This is a genomic window from Streptomyces sp. 7R007, from assembly GCF_054850255.1.
The window spans coordinates 1-16,590 of record NZ_JBTWMV010000050.1; the positions used below are offsets into that span (position 1 = coordinate 1).

Annotated in this window: 13 protein-coding genes and 1 pseudogene; 6 read left to right on the forward strand and 8 right to left on the reverse strand. The window is 72.4% G+C overall.

What is annotated here, in order from left to right:
* Both ACYF6T_RS37125 and ACYF6T_RS37130 read left to right on the forward strand, forming a co-directional pair.
* A pseudogene (locus tag ACYF6T_RS37125) lies at positions 1-500 on the forward strand (D-alanyl-D-alanine carboxypeptidase); the annotation flags it as partial.
* Between the two features lie 231 nt (positions 501-731).
* Entirely contained in the window at positions 732-2,633 is a 1,902-nt protein-coding gene (locus ACYF6T_RS37130; protein WP_461702158.1) for an MFS transporter, read from the forward strand.
* A gap of 33 nt (positions 2,634-2,666) precedes the next feature.
* On the opposite strand, the gene ACYF6T_RS37135 is transcribed toward ACYF6T_RS37130, so the two are convergent.
* Together ACYF6T_RS37135 and ACYF6T_RS37140 are read right to left on the reverse strand one after the other, a co-directional pair.
* Positions 2,667-3,176, reverse strand: a complete 510-nt coding sequence (locus ACYF6T_RS37135) for a glutathione peroxidase (RefSeq protein ID WP_461702160.1) — start codon at positions 3,174-3,176, stop codon at positions 2,667-2,669.
* A gap of 9 nt (positions 3,177-3,185) precedes the next feature.
* Complete coding sequence (locus ACYF6T_RS37140; protein ID WP_461702161.1) at positions 3,186-4,199, reverse strand: ArsR/SmtB family transcription factor; 1,014 nt, start codon at positions 4,197-4,199, stop codon at positions 3,186-3,188.
* Positions 4,200-4,272: 73 nt separating this feature from the next.
* Between ACYF6T_RS37140 and ACYF6T_RS37145 the strand changes: the two genes are divergently transcribed.
* Complete coding sequence (locus ACYF6T_RS37145) at positions 4,273-5,505, forward strand: MFS transporter (RefSeq protein ID WP_461702162.1); 1,233 nt, start codon at positions 4,273-4,275, stop codon at positions 5,503-5,505.
* Here ACYF6T_RS37145 and ACYF6T_RS37150 read toward each other — a convergent pair.
* Positions 5,408-6,271, reverse strand: a complete 864-nt coding sequence (locus ACYF6T_RS37150) for a slipin family protein (protein WP_461702163.1) — start codon at positions 6,269-6,271, stop codon at positions 5,408-5,410. The two genes, ACYF6T_RS37145 and ACYF6T_RS37150, sit on opposite strands and share 98 nt — an antisense overlap.
* Positions 6,272-6,405: 134 nt before the next feature.
* Between ACYF6T_RS37150 and ACYF6T_RS37155 the strand changes: the two genes are divergently transcribed.
* Entirely contained in the window at positions 6,406-7,851 is a 1,446-nt protein-coding gene (locus ACYF6T_RS37155; protein ID WP_461702165.1) for a flavin-containing monooxygenase, read from the forward strand.
* Here the strand turns inward: ACYF6T_RS37155 and ACYF6T_RS37160 are convergent.
* The 3 genes from ACYF6T_RS37160 to ACYF6T_RS37170 form a co-directional block, all read right to left on the reverse strand.
* Entirely contained in the window at positions 7,844-8,935 is a 1,092-nt protein-coding gene (locus tag ACYF6T_RS37160; protein WP_461702166.1) for a DUF2235 domain-containing protein, read from the reverse strand. The genes ACYF6T_RS37155 and ACYF6T_RS37160 overlap by 8 nt on opposite strands.
* A 105-nt stretch (positions 8,936-9,040) precedes the next feature.
* On the reverse strand, positions 9,041-9,961 hold the full coding sequence (locus ACYF6T_RS37165) for an N-acetylmuramoyl-L-alanine amidase (RefSeq protein WP_461702167.1): 921 nt from the start codon (positions 9,959-9,961) through the stop codon (positions 9,041-9,043).
* A 141-nt stretch (positions 9,962-10,102) separates the two neighbouring features.
* Positions 10,103-10,756 (reverse strand): DUF4232 domain-containing protein, encoded by a 654-nt coding sequence (locus tag ACYF6T_RS37170; protein WP_461702168.1) that lies wholly within the window; start codon positions 10,754-10,756, stop codon positions 10,103-10,105.
* A gap of 129 nt (positions 10,757-10,885) precedes the next feature.
* On the opposite strand from ACYF6T_RS37170, the gene ACYF6T_RS37175 reads away from it, so the two are divergent.
* Together ACYF6T_RS37175 and ACYF6T_RS37180 are read left to right on the forward strand one after the other, a co-directional pair.
* Positions 10,886-12,631, forward strand: coding sequence for an alkaline phosphatase D family protein (locus ACYF6T_RS37175; protein ID WP_461702169.1), 1,746 nt, complete (start codon positions 10,886-10,888; stop codon positions 12,629-12,631).
* A 14-nt stretch (positions 12,632-12,645) separates the two neighbouring features.
* Positions 12,646-14,301 carry an FG-GAP repeat domain-containing protein gene (locus ACYF6T_RS37180; protein WP_461702170.1) on the forward strand — a complete coding sequence of 552 codons (1,656 nt, stop codon included), beginning with the start codon at positions 12,646-12,648 and terminating at the stop codon, positions 14,299-14,301.
* A 1-nt stretch (position 14,302) separates the two neighbouring features.
* On the opposite strand, the gene ACYF6T_RS37185 is transcribed toward ACYF6T_RS37180, so the two are convergent.
* Both ACYF6T_RS37185 and ACYF6T_RS37190 read right to left on the reverse strand, forming a co-directional pair.
* Positions 14,303-15,664, reverse strand: coding sequence for an MFS transporter (locus tag ACYF6T_RS37185; protein WP_461702171.1), 1,362 nt, complete (start codon positions 15,662-15,664; stop codon positions 14,303-14,305).
* 2 nt (positions 15,665-15,666) lie between these two features.
* Positions 15,667-16,590 carry an amidohydrolase family protein gene (locus tag ACYF6T_RS37190; RefSeq protein WP_461702172.1) on the reverse strand — a complete coding sequence of 308 codons (924 nt, stop codon included), beginning with the start codon at positions 16,588-16,590 and terminating at the stop codon, positions 15,667-15,669.

The following is a 16,590-nucleotide window of genomic DNA, read 5'->3' on the forward strand; positions in this document are numbered from 1 at the left end:
ACCGCCTGGTCCCCTACAACGGCGCCCTCGGCATCAAGACCGGCACCACCACCAAGGCCGGCGGCAACCTGCTCTTCGCCGCCACCAAGGAGGCCGGCGGCGAGACGGTCACCGTGGTCGGCGCGATCCTCGGCCAGCACACCGCGCCGATCATCGACACGGTCAACGCGGTCAGCAAGACGGCGATGCTCGCCGCCCAGGACGCGATCACCTCGGCGAAGATCCTGAAGAAGGGCACGGTCGTCGGCTACGTGGACGACAAGCTCGGCGGCCACACCCCGGTCGTGCTGACCAAGGACGTCACCGCGGTCGGCTGGGCGGGCCTGAAGGTGAAGCTGTCCTTCGCCGCCGACGACGTACCGCACTCCGCGAAGGCCGGCACCCGGGTCGGCACCCTCACCGTCGGCGACGGCACCGGCAGCGCGGTCAAGGTCCCGGTCGCCCTCCAGAAGGACCTCGCGGAACCGGGCTTCACGGCCAAGCTGACCCGCCTCGGCTGACCCGGCGGACACCACCGCACCACCCTGCACCACCCCGCGTCACCACCGCGCACCCCGTTGGAGCACCCACCAGGGAGCTCTCCGGCGGGGTGCGTGCTAGCGTCACGAAACGGGGCAGGTGCCGCTGACGGGACGCGGTTCGGGAACCCACCGGGACGTGGCCGTCAACGGACGGTCAACGGGACGCGTCCTAGAACAGAAGACAGGACACCCACGGGGAGTGCCTTAAAGGTGGCCACTGCGGAGCCGACACGCGCCGACGACGCCGATCCGGGCCCGGGAACCGGCCCGCGAATACGCGTACCCGCGTCGCCTGCGGACAGACGCGACGACGGTCGTACGCCAGGCCGCCCGGCAGGCGGCACGGCGGAACGCGCGAAGCGCGCACAGGTGTGGGGCGCCCGGTTCAAGGACGGCTTCCTGGCCCTGCGCGAGCGCCTCCTGCGTCACCCCGTCCTCTCCGTCACGGCGGTGGCCGGTGCCCTGCACGTCGTCTGGTTCTTCACGTTCGCGAACAGCGGCGGCGACCTGGCCGCCCAGGACGCGTGGGCGGAGTTCGTCGGCCGGCACCCCGACTCGGCGTACAACCTCGCCTGGTACGGCGGCATGCACCCGGTGTCGTACAGCATGGTGTCGCCGTATCTGATGTCGGTCCTCGGCGTGCGGACGACGATGATGCTGGCGGGGACCGTCTCGGCCGGGCTCCTGACGATGATCCTCATCCGCAGCCGGTCGGTGCGCAACCCGCTGTGGGCGGCCCTCGCGGGCGTCTACGCCTTCCTGTGCAACGCCGCCTCCGGGCGCGTCACCTTCGGCCTGGGCACCGTCTTCGCGCTGGGCGCGGTCGCCGTCGTCTTCTGCTGGCCGCACCGCTGGCGGCAGCGCCGCTGGGCGAAGGCCGCCTGCGCCGCGCCCCTGGCCGCCCTCGCCACCATGTCGTCCCCGGTGGCCGGCCTGTTCGTCGGCCTGGTCGCGGTCGCCCTGTTCCTGCAGAGGCGCCGCCCGGGCGCCTGGGCGCTGGGCCTGGCCCCCACCGCCGTCGTCGCCGTCTCGGCCTGGCTGTTCCCCTTCTCGGGCACCCAGCCCATGACGATCGCCTCGGTGATCCTGCCCCTGCTGTACGCGGTCCTGGTCTTCGCGCTGGTCCCCACGGGCTGGAAGACGGTCCGCCTGACCTCCGCGGTGTACGGCCTCGGAGTCGTCGGCGTCTGGCTGGTCAGCTCGCAGATCGGCTCGAACATCACCCGCCTGGCGATGCTGTTCGCGGGCGTGGCCCTGGCCGCCGCGCTGCCCTTCACGGTCCCGCGCTCGCGCAAGTGGTACCTGACCGTGCTGGCCCTGTCCGGCTTCGTCTTCTGGATCGGCTTCAAGGCCGTCGACGACGTCGTCCACACCACCCCGCGCGCCTCCTGGGCACGCGAGCTGGCGCCCCTGGTCAACGAGCTGCAGGACGTCGGCGCCGAGAAGGGCCGGGTCGAGGTGGTCCCGGCCCGCTCCCACATCGAGGCATCCACCCTCGCGCCCTACGTCAACCTGGCCCGCGGCTGGAACCGCCAGGCCGACATGGAGCGCAACCCGCTCTTCTACGACGACACGCTCAACTCGGCGAACTACCACGAGTGGCTCCAGCGCTGGGCGGTCCACTTCGTGGTGCTGCCCAAGGACGAACCGGACGGCGACGGCGGCGAGCGCGAGCGGGAGCTCGTCCAGCGGGGCATGCCGTACCTGAAGCAGATCTGGGGCGACGCAAACTGGCAGCTGTTCCGGGTCACCGACGCCACCCCCCTCGCCGACCCGCCCGCCACGGTGGACCGCGCCGACCAGGGGGAGCTGACGATCGAGGTGAAGCAGCCCGGCCGGGTCCTGATCCGGGTCCCCTACTCGCCCTGGCTCGGCCTGGTCGACGCCAAGGGCAAGGGCGTCAAGCCGCCCCAGGAGACCGACGCCTCCAAGCACCGCGCCGACGGCACCCCGAAGACGTACGACAACGTCAACGGCTGTCTGATGCAGGCCGAGGAGGACGCCAAGGGCGACAAGTGGACCGTCCTGCTGGCCCCGAAGGCGGGCACGTACCGGCTGGGGGCGCCGTACCAGCTGCCGCGCGGCACCCCGTGCCCGGACGAGCTGAAGTGACCGCCGGCGGGCCGTACGGTCACGCCGGCCCGTCTAGCGCGTGAGCTGTGCCTCCACCGCCGCCACGACCTCCGCCGCCTCCGGCTCGGTCTGCGGTGAGAAGCGGGCGGCCACCCTGCCGTCGCGGCCGATGAGGAACTTCTCGAAGTTCCAGCGGATGTCACCGCTGTGGCCCTCGGCGTCGGCGAAGCCGACCAGGCGGTCGTAGAGCGCGTGCCGCCCCTCGCCGTTGACCTCGACCTTCTCGGTCATCGGGAAGGTCACGCCGTACGTGGCCGAGCAGAACTCGGCGATCTCCTCGGCGCTGCCCGGCTCCTGCCCCAGGAACTGGTTGCAGGGCACGCCGAGGACGGTGAAGCCCTGGCCGGCGTAGCGCTCGTGGAGGCGTTCCAGGCCGGCGTACTGCGGGGTCAGGCCGCACTTGGAGGCCACGTTCACGATGAGGACGGCCTGGCCCGCGTACTGGGACAGGTCCGCGGAACCGCCGGTGAGTGCACCGATCTCGACGTCCAGCACGGAGTCGGTGTTGTCTGCAGTCGTCATGGGCGGATGCTAACTCCGCCGGGTGACGGGCGGGTTCGGCGGGCCCGGTGAGCCGGCGGGGACGCGGGAGGCGTCGACCAGGACCTGGCCGGCGGGCGTGCGCGAGTACAGCACCGACCGGCCCGCGCGCCGGCGCTCCACCAGCCCGGCGTCCCGCAGCACCCGCAGATGCCGGCCCACCGAGCCGAGCGCCTGCCCGGTCACGGCGACCAGCTGGCTGGTGCTCATGGGGGAGGCCAGGAGGACCAGGACGGTGGCGCGACCCGTGCCGAGGAGCGCGCCCAGGCTCTCGGGCACGCTGCGGGCACCCGGGTCGGCGAGGGCGCCCGCGCAGCCGTAGACCACGGCGTACCGCCTCGGCTCCTCCCAGGTCGCCCAGCCGCGCCCGGAGGTGACCGGCACGAAGAGGAGCTCGGCGCCGGAGATCTCGCGGGGCGGGCGCTCCTGGAGGTTCACCTGGAGCCGGTCGCCGCCCAGCCAGCGCGTCTTCCCCGGGGTCAGGCAGTCCACGACCGCCGCCCAGCCGCCCCGGCTCACCTGCGCCGTCCGGGCGACCACGTCCGCCTCCAGGACCCGCCGGCGGCGCGCCCAGTACGGCCGTACGGTCCGGGTCCAGACGTGGGCGAGGAGCCCGGCCGCCCGCTGCGGCAGATCGTCGCGCTCCAGGGCGGCGGGGAGCGGGCCGCGCAGGGAGACCCGCAGGTCGGCGCGGGCGGCGGCGGGGTCGGTGGCCCGGATGCGGGCCAGCGTCTCCTCCAGGGGCGTCCCCTCGCGCGGGAGCGGGGCGAGGAAGTCGGCGATCCAGGACCGGCCGAGCCCGGCGTGCACGAGCCGCTCGGTCACCGGGTCGGCCGCGAGCAGCGCCCGGTATCCCGGCAGGTGGGTCCGCAGCCAGGCCGCCTCGCCCGGATGGGCGGAGGTGCCCCGGTGCAGCAGGATCAGGCTCGCGAAGGTCTCGGTGAACGGGCAGACCACGAACCGGCTGCGGGCGAGGGTGTCGGCGTCGACCTGCCACCAGCCCATGGGACCCCCCGGAGGTTTCGCGGACGCGCGAAACAATAACCGTCGCGCGACGCCCGGTCCGAGACTCCGGTGCATGCGCAGCTACCGAACCCTGTTCGCCACACCGGAGTTCACCCCGTTCCTGCTCTCCTTCGCCGCCTCCGGTGCGGCCCAGACGATCAGCGGCCTGGCACTCGGCACGCTGGTCTTCCGGCACACCGGCTCGCCCCTGCTGACGGCGGTGAGCATGTTCGGGCCGCAACTCGCGCAGGTCCTCGGGGCCACGTTCCTGCTGTCGGCGGCCGACCGGATGCCGCCCCGGGCCGTGCTGACCGGCATCGGCCTGGCCTTCGCGGCCGTCACGGCGGTCCAGTCGCTGCCCGGCCTGCCGGTCGCGGCCCTCCTGGGCGCCGTGTTCCTCCAGGGCCTGGTCGCCTCCCTGGGCGGGGGAGTGCGCGGCGGGCTGCTGTCCGAGATCCTCTCCAGGGAGGGCTACGTCCTGGGGCGTTCGGTGTTCAACATGCTCTGGGGCGTGATCCAGATGGCCGGGTTCGCGGCGGGCGGCACGCTGCTGACGGTCCTGTCCCCGGGCAGCTGCCTGCTGCTGTCGGCGGCGCTCTACCTGGTGTCGGCCCTGGTCACCCGTCTCGGCCTGACGGCCCGCCCGCCCCGCGCCGCCGGCCGCCCCTCGGTCGCGGCGACCTGGCGCACCAACGCCCTGCTGTGGTCCTCGCGCCCCCGCCGCCTCACCCTGCTGGGCCTGTGGGTGCCCAACGGTCTGGTGGTGGGCTGCGACTCGCTGTTCGTCTCCTACGACCCCGGGGCGGCGGGCGCGCTCTTCGCGTGCGGGGCGCTCGGCATGTTCGCCGGTGACGTGACCGTCGGCCGCCTGGTGCCGCCCGCGCTGCGGCCCCGGCTGGCCACCCCGCTGCGGCTGCTGCTGGCGGTGCCGTACCTGTTCTTCGTGCTGCGGCCGGGGGTGGTCTGGGCCGCCGTGGCCACCTGCGTCGCCTCCGTCGGCTACGCGGCCTCCCTCGTCCTCCAGGAACGCCTGATGTCCCTCACCCCGGAGGAACTCGCGGGCCACACCCTGGGATTGAACTCCGCCGGCATGCTCACCGCCCAGGGCGTGTCCGCCACCCTGGCGGGCTCGGTGGCCCAACTCACCTCGCCCGCCCTGGCGATGACGCTGATGGCGTCCGCGTCGGTCGTCGTGACGCTGGCGCTGGCTATGGCTGGCCGGCGTCCGGCCGCTGCTCCACGGACGGCGCCGGAGCCGGGACCGGAGCCGGTGCGGGGACTGGAGCCGGAGCCGCGGGAGCCGTAGCCGCGAACTGCTGGGCCGCCTTGTCGAAGTAGCGCAGCAGCTCCACCGGGAACGGCATCACGAGCGTCGAGTTCTTCTCGGCCGCGACCTCCACGACCGTCTGCAGGAGCCGCAGTTGCATGGCCTCCGGGGTGTCGGACATGATCCGCGACGCGTTGGCCAGCTGCTGCGCGGCCTGGAACTCGCCGTCCGCGGTGATGACCCGGGCCCGCCGCTCGCGCTCGGCCTCGGCCTGCCGGGACATGGACCGCTTGAGGGACTCGGGCAGCTGGACGTCCTTGATCTCGACGCGGTCGATGTGGACGCCCCAGCCGGCCGCCGGGCTGTCGATCATCAACGCCAGCCCCTCGTGCAGCCGTTCGCGGTCCGAGAGCAGGTCGTCGAGGTCGCTCTTGCCGATGATGGAGCGCAGGGACGACTGGGCGACCTGGCCGACGGCGAAGACGTAGTCCTGCACCTCGATGGCGGCCCGTACGGGGTCGGTGACGCGGAAGTAGACGACGGCGTCGACCTTGACCGAGACGTTGTCCTTGGTGATGCCCTCCTGGGTGGGCACGGGCATGGTGACCACCTGGACGTTCACCTTGCGCATCCGGTCGGCGAAGGGGATCAGGAAGGTGATGCCGGGCTGCCGGTAGCCCGGTCGCGCCTTGCCGAAGCGGAACACGACCCCGCGCTCGACCTGGTTGACCACCCGCATGCCGCCGCGCAGCACGAGCAGGGCCGCCACGGCCACCAGCACGACCGCGACCACAGTGCCTTCCATGGCACTCCATTCCTCGGAAGGATTTCCCCGAAAGGATCGAGACAAGGATGAGGACACCGGACGGAGCCGGATGGATGCGGTCGCAGGCGTCAGGAGATCGTCAAGAAACGGGCCCCGCGCCCAGGGTCGTCGTCGTGGGCGCCGGCTTCGGCGGGATCGCCGCCGCCGCCGAACTGCTGCGGCACGGGCTGGACGACGTGACCGTGCTGGAGGCGGCGCCGGAGCTCGGCGGCACCTGGTACCACAACCGCTACCCGGGCGCCGCCTGTGACGTGCCGAGCCACCTGTACTCGTACTCCTTCGCCCAACGCGCCTGCTGGCAGCGCCTGTTCTCGCGCCGGGACGAGATCCTGCGCTACGCCCGGGAGACCGCCGACGCCCTCGGTGTCACCCCGCGCGTCGTCACCGGTACGACGGTCACGGCCTGCCTCTGGGACGACCGCACCCGCACCTGGACGGTCCGCAGCCGCCCCACGGACACGGACGGGCCGGAACGGGAGCGCACCGCCGACGCGGTGGTGCTCGCCACCGGCCAGCTGGACAAGCCCGCCCTGCCCGCCGTGCCGGGCCTGCCGGACTTCGCGGGCCACAGCTTCCACTCCGCCCGCTGGGACGCGGACCACGACCTGCGGGGCACCCGGGTGGCGGTGATCGGAACGGGCGCCAGCGCGGTGCAACTGGTCCCGGAGATAGCCCCGTCGGCCGCCCACGTGACGGTCTTCCAGCGCACCGGCAACTGGTTCCTGCCCCGCCCGGACCGCCCCCTGCCGGCACCGCTGAACCGGGCGCTGCGCATACCGGCGTTCCGCCGGGCCTGGCGCCGCCTGATCCAGCACGCCGTGGAGCTGCTCACCCTGTGCATCCGGCACCCGCGGACGGTCGGACGCGTCGGCGCCCTGCTCTCCGCCGCCCACATGCGCCGCCAGCTGCCCGACCCCGCACTGCGCCGCCGGATCTGGCCCGACTACCCCTTCGGCTGCAAACGCGTCCTGCTCAGCTCCGACTTCCTGCCCGCGCTGCGCCGCCCGAACGTGGAGCTGGTGACGGAACCGATCGTGCGGATGACCCCCGAGGGGCCCCTGACGGCGGACGGCCGCCGGCACGACGTCGACTGCGTGATCTACGCGACCGGCTTCCGTACGAACACCTTCATGCTGCCGATGAAGGTCACCGGCACGGGCGGCCGCCCGATCGAGGAGGCGTGGGCCGACGGCCCCCGGGCCCACCTGGGCATCACGGTCGCCGGATTCCCCTCCCTCTTCCTGATGTACGGCCCCCACACCAACACCTCCGGCGGCTCGATCCTGTTCTTCCTGGAGGCGCAGGCGTCGTACGTCCGCCAGGCCCTGCAGCTGACCCGCCGCGCCGGCGCGGCGGCCCTGGACGTCCGCCCGGAGGTGCAGGAGGCGAGCCTGAACGCCGTACGCGCCCGCTTCGACGGCACGGCCTGGCAGTCCTGCTCCTCCTGGTACCGCACCCCCGACGGCCGGGACGTCGCCAACTGGCCGGGCTACATGCGCGAGTACGCGGCCCGGACGCGGCGGCCGGACCCGGCGGAGTACCGCTTCCTCTTCAAGTGAACGGGTCGACGTGGTGGGCGCCGAAGTCCCGCAGGTAGGCGCAGAGTTCGGGGGGCCGGTAAGGATTGGCCTCGGTGCAGGGGTTCGGGCCGTGCCGGTCCGCGGCGGTCACCGACAGGTACTCGCAGCCGTCGAGCCCGTGCACGACGTCCTTGTCCTGCGCGCGCCCGATGGGACGGTGCAGCGGCCTGACGAGCCTGTACAGCTTGGTGTACGACTCGTGGACCTTGCCGGGATGGGACCACTTCTTCGCACCGAGGGCGGCGGGGTCGACGTGGAGACCGTAGGCGCAGGCGTGGTGGACCATCCAGCGCAGGGTCAGGTCGGACTGGGTGGTGTCGTCCTTGTACGCGCCCCCGACGTCGACGTGCACCCCGCTGAACCACACCTGCCTCAGCACCTGGTTCCTCTCGACGGCCTTCGCCTGCTGGTGCCAGAGCGTCGGCGCGAACATCGGCCGCTTCTCGTCGATGGCCAGCGCGTGGAAGGCGCCCTCGACCCGGGCGCTGAGGGTGGTGTCGTGGAAGGCCCAGCGCCGGTTGATCCAGTCGGCCAGCGGCTTCAGCGGCCGGGATCGCGGGACGGGGATGCCGAGGGACCCCACCGTGTCCCACACGCCGATGAAGCGGATGCCCGTCTCGTGGGCGTAGGCGTCGCGGAACTCCTTGGCGGCGTCGGAGCCCGGCTCCTTGTCGCGGGCCCGGTACAGGGCCCACGCCTCCTTGACGCGGTCCTTCTGATCGGCGTGCAGAATCCCGGAGTTGCGGATCAGCCCCGCCAGGCTGCGCGCGGTGAACGCGCCCCGGCTGAAGCCGAACAGGTAGAGCCGGTCGCCGGGCTGGAAGTGGTCGACGAGGAACGTGTACGCCTCCAGCACCTTCCCCGACAGCCCCCGGCCGAAGGCACCGCCGGTCAGACGGTCGCCGCGCCCCGTGCCGACGCCCGCCACGTAGTGCACCTCCTGCACCGTCCCGTCGGGCGTCACCTCGGGTATCGCCTTCCACAGCCTGACCACGTTGGTCGGACAGCGCTGGCCGGCGAAGTCCCACGTTCCGTCGCAGCAGATCACCAGGTTCTTGACCATGGCGTCTCGCCTCCCTGGAAAGTCCCCCCTGGGGCCCCCGTGAAGTCCCTTTGGAGACAAGAGCCCGCGGCCGCCCCGCAGATACAGCGGGGCGGCCGCGGGCCGTCAGGCCACGACGGTGAACAGGCCCGACTTCTCACCCAGCCTGGCGAGGGAGACCTTGCCGGGGATGCCGTTGGCGTCGGCGCCGGTGTAGCCGAGGTGGTGCTGCCACTTGGCGTAGGCGGCGACGGTGGTGGTGCCGAAGGAGCCGTCGCCGGCGTAGGTCCGGGCCAGGTAGCCCAGCTTGACCAGGGCGGCCTCGACGAGGTTGGTGCCCGCCAGGTAGGTGACGTGGCCCTGCTGGGCGCCGGGGTCGCTCTTCGCGGCGGCGACCAGCCGGGACAGGTCGACGCGGGGCTTGGTCGCCTTGCCCGTGCCGGTGGTCGACTTGCCGGGCCTGGCGGCCAGCTGCTTCCTCACGTCCGCCCGGAAGTCGTCCATGTCGAAGCTCGGGTCGACCTTGCCGGGCTGGGTCTCCTTGTGCCCGGCGACCGACTTCTCGCTCCAGCCGTGCGCCCGGCAGATCGCGGCGGCCCACAGCACGGCCTGCCGGTACTGCGCGTCCGGGTAGGGGTCGTCACTCTTGCCGGTGTTCTCGATCTCCAGGCCGTACAGGCAGTCGTTGCCGTCGGCGGTGGCGAGGTCGTCGTGCGGGAGCGCCTTCTCCTGGCGCAGGGCGCCGAGCACGTCCGGGTCGGCGAGGCCGGCGTGGTTGGCGCGGCCGTGCCCGATCATCCACAGGCCGTCCGTCTTGCCCAGCCAGGCGTGGCAGAGGGGGCCGGGAAGGTCGGATCTGCCGTTGTAGCAGAGCTCCTTGTCGTTGTGCCCCGCGGTGTGGTGGATCAGTACGCCGATCACGGGACCGAAGCCCTTGCCGGTCGCCGCCTCGCGGTTGTGGGTCTTCCAGCCGGCGTGCTCGTGGACGGTGAGGCCCTCGGCCTTCAGCACGGCGAGCATCTTCTCGGCGGACAGAGGTGTGGCCATGGGGTGCCGACCCTTCAGGGTGTAAGTGGACTCGTCCCCACAGGAGTTGGGGGCCGGACGCCCATCCTTGCACCGCCGGCCGCGCGCAGGCGTGAGCACGCGTACTCAGCCCCTACTCATCCGGGTGACCGCACCGGGCGTCTACGAGGCCGAGAACGCCGTCACCCGGACGCCCGTGTCGCAGACGCGCACGGTCGTCGTCCGGCCCGCGCTCGTGGTGAACTTCGGGCTCAGCGCCCGCGATTCGCCGGGCGGCACCACGTCGACCCCCTTGACCACGTCGCACTCGTCGACGCTCGTGAAGGTGAGCGCGGCCGACGCGGAGGCACCCCGCGCGAGCGTGACCTTCGCGGCGTCGGCGGTCGACCCGGCCCAGTCCACCGGCAGTTCCATCCGGCCCGCCTCACCCGTGAACAGCAGGGAGGGGAAGCCGCGCACCGTGCAGGAGGCGTCCCCCCTGTTGGTGATGACGACCGAGGCCCGGCCCTGGCCGGTGCTGCGCGCCACGGCCGTCAGGTCCTTCGTACGGCAGTGGTCGGCGGCGGGGCTGGGCAGGGAGTCGGCGCCGAGCAGCACATCACCCGGCGAGGTCGAGGCGCCACCCGAGCCCGAGCCGCCGGCACCCGTTCCCGACCCGCCCCTGGTCGCCGTACCCGACGCAGCGGAAGGCGAGGTGGCGCGCGCGGCCGTACCGCTGCCCGCGCTCTCCGCCGCGCCGGACGAGCCCGCCGACGACGAGCAGCCGACCGTGCCGACGAGGAGCAGGAGCGTGACCGCGATCGGGACTCGGCGCATGGTTCCTGCCAGCTTTCGAACGGATTAACGGAGTCGGTACAGCAAGGGTGAGCGTATTGCATAGAATCCAGGCCGATCACGTTCACCGGCGCTGCGCAGCGCACCGCCTTTGGGGGGAAGGGCACGCCTGTGCACCCGAACAGCGACACCAACGGCATACGCCGCCGCCGTTTTCTCGGTGCCTCGGCCGTCTCGCTCGGCGCCGCCGGCGCGGTGGCCGCCGGGCAGTTGCTGACCGGCAGCGCCTCCGCGTCCGTCGGCGGCGCGACCGCCACCGCCGGGGCCGGCACGTCGGTGACCGGCACGGTCTTCAAGCTGGGCGTCGCCTCCGGCGACCCGCTGCCCACCGCGATCGTGCTGTGGACCCGGATCACCCCCGCCAACCAGGGCAACTCCGGCATCCTGCCGCCCACCGTCCCGGTGACCTGGGAACTCGCCTCCGACAGCGGCTTCACCACCATCGTCAAGAGCGGGACGGCGACCGCGAGCAGCAGCCTCGCCCACAGCGTCCACGTCGACGTGACCGGCCTGTCCCCGGCCACCGACTACTGGTACCGCTTCAAGGCGCTCGGCCACACCTCCCGCACCGGCCGCACCCGCACCGCCCCCGCCGCCGGCAGCAGCCCCGCCAACCTGCGCATCGCGCTGGCCTCCTGCCAGAACTGGCAGCACGGCTACTTCACCGTCTACCAGGACATGCGCGCGCAGAAGCCGGACCTGGTGCTCTTCGTCGGCGACTACATCTACGAGAGCTCCGCCTTCTCCTACCGCGTCCGCCGCCACGAGGGTTCGGGATCGCCCGTCACGCTCGCCCAGTACCGGGCCCGCCACGAGCAGTACAACACCGACCCGGACCTGCAGGCGATGCGCGCCGGCGCGCCCTTCGTCGTGGTCTACGACGACCACGAGGTGGAGCAGGACTGGGCCGGTGACGTCGCGAACGACCCCGTCGCCTGGCCCACCGACAAGTTCCTGGCCCGCCGCGCCGCCGCCTTCCAGGCGTTCTACGAGCACATGCCGATCCGCACCGCGCAGAAGCCCAGCGGCCCGGACGTGCTGATCTACCGCAAGCTCGACTTCGGCACCCTGGCCCGGCTGCACGTCCTGGACACCCGCCAGTACCGCGACGACCAGGCGACCACGCAGGAGGGCGCCATGGAGACCGGCCGGGTCATCATGGGCGACACCCAGCGGAACTGGCTGGTCGACAGCATGCGCACCTCGGGCCGGCAGTGGAACCTCGTCGCCTCCCAGGTGATGATGGCCGAGACCGACCTGCTGGCCGGCGAGGGCAAGGAGTGGTTCTACGACGCCTGGGACGGCTACCAGGTCGAACGCAACGCCCTGCTCGCCGACTTCCAGGACGTCCGCAACCCCGTGGTGCTCTCCGGCGACCGGCACCGCACGATCGTCAGCGACCTCAAGCTGGACTACGGCGACCCGGACTCCAAGGTGGTCGGCGCCGAGTTCGTCGGAACCTCCATCTCCAGCAACGGCGACGAGGACCTGGAGGCCTTCGCCGCCGAGTGGGCGCCCAAGCTGGCGGACAACCCGCACTGGAAGATCATCGACGCCCGGCGCGGCTATGTGCTCCTCGACATCACCCCGGACGGCATCGACGCCCAGCTGCGGACCATCTCCACCGTGCTGACCCGCGACGGCACGACCACCACGGGCGCGACCTTCCGGGTGGACGACGGGGTGCCGGGCGTGTACCGGACGGACGTGCAGAGCGGGAGCTCGGCGAGCGCGAGCGCCAGCACGGATGCGAGTGAGAGCGCCGGTGAGAGCCCGAGCGCCGACACCGCGTCCCCGTCCGTCGCCGACACCGCCACCGCCACGGCCGCCTCCGCCGACGCATCGACCACCCCCTGACCCCGGGAGACCACGTGCTCACCACCCGATCCCGGCGGCGCGACGCGGCCCACAGACACCGGCGCCCCCTGGCCGTGAAGGCGTCCGCGCTGGCCGGCGCCGTGGCGGTGCTCGCGGCCGGCGTCTTCACCCTGCTGCCCGGCGACGCGGACGCCACCACCCCGGCGCGCGGCGACTTCGACGGCGACGGCACCTCCGACCTGGTCTACCGCAACGTGGCGGGGCAGCTGTACGTCAACACCGGCGCCGCCGAGACGATGGCCCTCGACGCCGACGTGTCCAAGGTCAAGGACGTCCTCACGCCCGGCGACCTCGACGGCGACGGCGTCCAGGACGTGCTGACCCTCAGCTCCAGCGGGACGCTCTCCTTCCACCCCGGGATCTACGCCCGCGTCCCCGGCGGCCTCGGCTCCCGCCGTACCGTCGCCACCGGCTGGCAGGCGTACAACAAGATCGCCGCCCCCGGTGACATGAACGCCGACGGCAAGGCCGACCTGCTCGCCCGCACCCCCTCCGGCACCCTGTACTACTACCCGGGCCTGGGCACCGGCGCCTTCGGCAGCCGCGTGAAGATCGGCACCGGCTGGCAGCAGTACGACGAGTTGATCGGCGCCGGCGACCTCAACGGCGACGGCGTCGGCGACCTGCTGGCCCGCACCCCGGCCGGCGTCCTCTACCGCTACCTGGGCAAGAAGGGCGGCACCTTCAGCGCCAAGGTGAAGGACGCCAGGACCGAGTGGGGGTCGTACAACCAGATCATCGGCGGCGGCGACTGGGACGGCAACGGCAAGACCGACCTGCTGGCCCGCGACTACTCCGGCAACCTCTGGTTCTACCCGGGCAACGGCAACGGCACCTTCGGCACCCGCGCCGCCCGCAGCAAGGGCTGGGCCAAGGCCACCCAGTTCGCGGACGCCGGCAACACCCCGCACTTCGGCAAGTACGGGATCATGGCCCGCACCTCGGCCGGCAGCGTCTACAGCTACCAGGTCACCGGCACCGGCACGCTCACCGCGAAGTTCCTGATCGGCTCGGCCTGGCCGTCCGCCGGCACCCGCCTCGCCTACGCCTCCTCCCTGCGCGACGGCGGCCTGGCCGACCTGGTCGTGCACTCCGTCAGCGGCGGCCAGCTCACCAACCCGGCGTTCTACGCCCTGTCCGACCCCAAGCTGGCCACCGGCTCCACCTCCTACAACCGGATCGTCGGCCCCGGCGACGTGACCGGCGACGGCAAGGGCGACCTGCTGGCCGTGACGACCGGCGGCACGCTCTACCTCTACGCCGGTGACGGCACCGGCACGAACGTCGCCGGCCGAGTGAAGATCGGCACCGGCTGGCAGCAGTACAACGCCCTGGTCGGCGGCGGCGACTTCACCGGCGACGGCCGCCCCGACCTGCTGGCCCGCGACGGCTCCGGCACCCTGTGGCGCTACGCCGGCACCGGCAGCGCCTCCGCGCCCTTCGCGGCCCGGGTGAAGATCGGCACCGGCTGGCAGCAGTACAAGAAGCTGGTCTCGCCCGGCGACGCCAACGGCGACGGCAAGGCCGACCTGATGGCCACCAACTCCTCCGGCGCCCTGTACTTCTACGCGGGCACCGGCACCGGCACCTTCAAGGGCCGGGTCGCCAAGGCCACCAGCGGCTGGAGCAGTTGGGCCGACCTGCTGTGAGTCACGGCGCGGGGACGGGCTCCTCGCGCCGGTCCCGGGCCGCCGCCCGCGCCTTGAGGGTGCGCGGGCCGAAGACGGCCAGGACGACCGCGCCGACCAGCCAGGTCCCGGCGATGAAGAAGAACACGCTGCGGTAGCCGCTGCCCTGGTAGAGGGCCGCGACGATCAGCGGCCCGGCGGCGTTCGACAGGCGGCCCAGGCCGTAGGAGACGCCGGTGCCCAGGGAGCGGCTGCGGGTGTCGAACAGCTCGGGCGAGTAGGCGTAGGCGAGGGCGGTGTAGCCGCGCTCGAACAGGTTGACCAGGAACCCGAAGACGACGATCAGCGCCGGGTCGAAGGTCAGCCCGTACAGCAGACCGCACACCGCGATGACCGCGCCGAACACCGCCAGGCACCACTTGCGTTCGAAGCGGTCGGTGACCAGGGCCGCCAGATACGAGCCCAGCGGCGCGCCGACGGTGGTGAGGGCGACGTAGAAGACGGACTTCTCGACGCTGAAGCCCTCCTTGGCGAGCAGGGTGGGCGCCCAGCTGGAGTAGCCGAAGAAGCCGATGGTCTGGGTCACCCACAACACGGTGAGCAGCAGCGTCGGGAAGAGGTACCTGCGCTGGAGCAGCAGCTTCAGCGGGGCCCGGGTCGCCGGGGTCTCCGCGACGGGCGGCGCCGGCTCGGGCAGGGGGCCCTTCTCGGCGGCGACGCTCGCCTCGATCTCCCGCAGGATCTCCTCGGCCCGGGCGTGCTCCCCGCGGCTCTCGTGCCAGCGGGGCGACTCCTTCAGCCGCCGCGTGAACAGCACGAGCAGGATGCCCAGCGAGCCCCACAGGTAGATCAGCCGCCACGACCAGTCGCTCAGCGGGACGACCGCGCTGGCGACCAGGTTGGTGGCCGGGGTGCCGCAGATGCCGATGACGATGGCGTACGCCTGGAACTTGCCGCGCACGGCCGCCGGGTACAGCTCGTTGACGTAGATCACCGCGACCACGGTCATCGCGGCCAGCCCGGCCGAGGTCAGCACCCGGAAGACGCCCAGCGAGACGATGTCCCAGGAGAAGACGGAGGCGAGGGAGAAGACGCCGAACCACAAGGTGGTCCACAGCAGCGCCCGTTTGCGGCCGAACCGGTCGGCGAGGGCGCCGGCCACGACGGACCCGAGGAACATGCCGACGAACGACAGCGAGGTGACGTAGGCGACCTGGTCGATCGTCACGCCCCACAGCCTGATCAGCTTGGGGGCGGTCGTGGCGAAGGTGTTGATGTCCGCGAACTCGAAGAAGTACGCGAACGACACGGCCAGCAGGGTGACCTTGTGGAACCGGCCGATCGGCAGCCGGTTCAGCCGGTTCAGGGAGTTGGGGTGGGACATGGTCAGGCCTCCTCGCCGGGCCAGTACAGGTTCATCGGGTTGGCGACCAGCAACCGGTGCCGCTGTTCGTCGGTCACCGCGATGTGCGGCACGAAGTCGACCAGGAGCCCGTCGTCGGGCATGTGGCCGGTGAGGTTGGGGTGCGGCCAGTCGGTGCCCCACAGCACGCGGTCCGGGAACTCCTCGACCACCCGCCGGGCGAACGGCACGACGTCGGCGTACGGATGCCGCTCGCCGTCCCGGGCAGCCGGGCCGGTCACGCTCAGCCGCTCCGGACAACTCACCTTCACCCAGGCGTCGTTGGCGGCCACGAAGCGCAGGAACCGGCTGAACTCGGGGCCGTCCGCCGGCTGTGTGACGTCCGGGCGGCCCATGTGGTCGATCACCAGCGGGGTGGGCAGGGAGGCGAAGAAGTCCTCCAGTCCGGGCAGGTCGGCCGCCTCGAAGTAGAGGACGACGTGCCAGCCCAGCGGGGCGATCTTCTGCGCGATCGCGCTCAGTTCGTCCCGGGGCGAGGCGTCGACCAGCCGCCGTACGAAGTTGAAGCGCACCCCGCGCACGCCGGCCTCGTGCAGCCCGGCCAGCTCGTCCTCGGTGACGTCCGGGCGGACGGTCGCGACGCCGCGCGCCCGGCCGCCGGAGGCGCGGACGGCGTCCAGCATCGCGGAGTTGTCCGCGCCGTGGCAGGTGGCCTGCACGATGACATTGCGGGAGACTCCCAAGTGGTCGCGCAGCGCGAAGAGTTGCTCCCTGCTCGCGTCGCAGGGCGTGTACTTGCGCTCCGGTGCGAAGGGGAACGCGGCCTGCGGGCCGAAGACATGGCAGTGGGCGTCGACCGTGCCGGGTGGCAGCCGGAAGGCGGGCTTCGCGGGACGCGGGTGCCAGTCCAGCCAGCCCGGGGTCTTGGGAGAGGTCGCCGTGCTCAT

Excerpts from the sequence above, each read along its gene's own strand:
- ACYF6T_RS37135 (WP_461702160.1), bottom strand. The coding sequence starts at position 3,176 with ATGACGACTGCAGACAACACCGACTCCGTGCTGGACGTCGAGATCGGT.
- ACYF6T_RS37140 (WP_461702161.1), bottom strand. The coding sequence starts at position 4,199 with ATGGGCTGGTGGCAGGTCGACGCCGACACCCTCGCCCGCAGCCGGTTC.
- ACYF6T_RS37145 (WP_461702162.1), top strand. The coding sequence starts at position 4,273 with ATGCGCAGCTACCGAACCCTGTTCGCCACACCGGAGTTCACCCCGTTC.
- ACYF6T_RS37150 (WP_461702163.1), bottom strand. The coding sequence starts at position 6,271 with ATGGAAGGCACTGTGGTCGCGGTCGTGCTGGTGGCCGTGGCGGCCCTG.
- ACYF6T_RS37160 (WP_461702166.1), bottom strand. The coding sequence starts at position 8,935 with ATGGTCAAGAACCTGGTGATCTGCTGCGACGGAACGTGGGACTTCGCC.
- ACYF6T_RS37165 (WP_461702167.1), bottom strand. The coding sequence starts at position 9,961 with ATGGCCACACCTCTGTCCGCCGAGAAGATGCTCGCCGTGCTGAAGGCC.
- ACYF6T_RS37170 (WP_461702168.1), bottom strand. The coding sequence starts at position 10,756 with ATGCGCCGAGTCCCGATCGCGGTCACGCTCCTGCTCCTCGTCGGCACG.
- ACYF6T_RS37185 (WP_461702171.1), bottom strand. The coding sequence starts at position 15,664 with ATGTCCCACCCCAACTCCCTGAACCGGCTGAACCGGCTGCCGATCGGC.
- ACYF6T_RS37190 (WP_461702172.1), bottom strand. The coding sequence starts at position 16,590 with ATGAGCACGGCGACCTCTCCCAAGACCCCGGGCTGGCTGGACTGGCAC.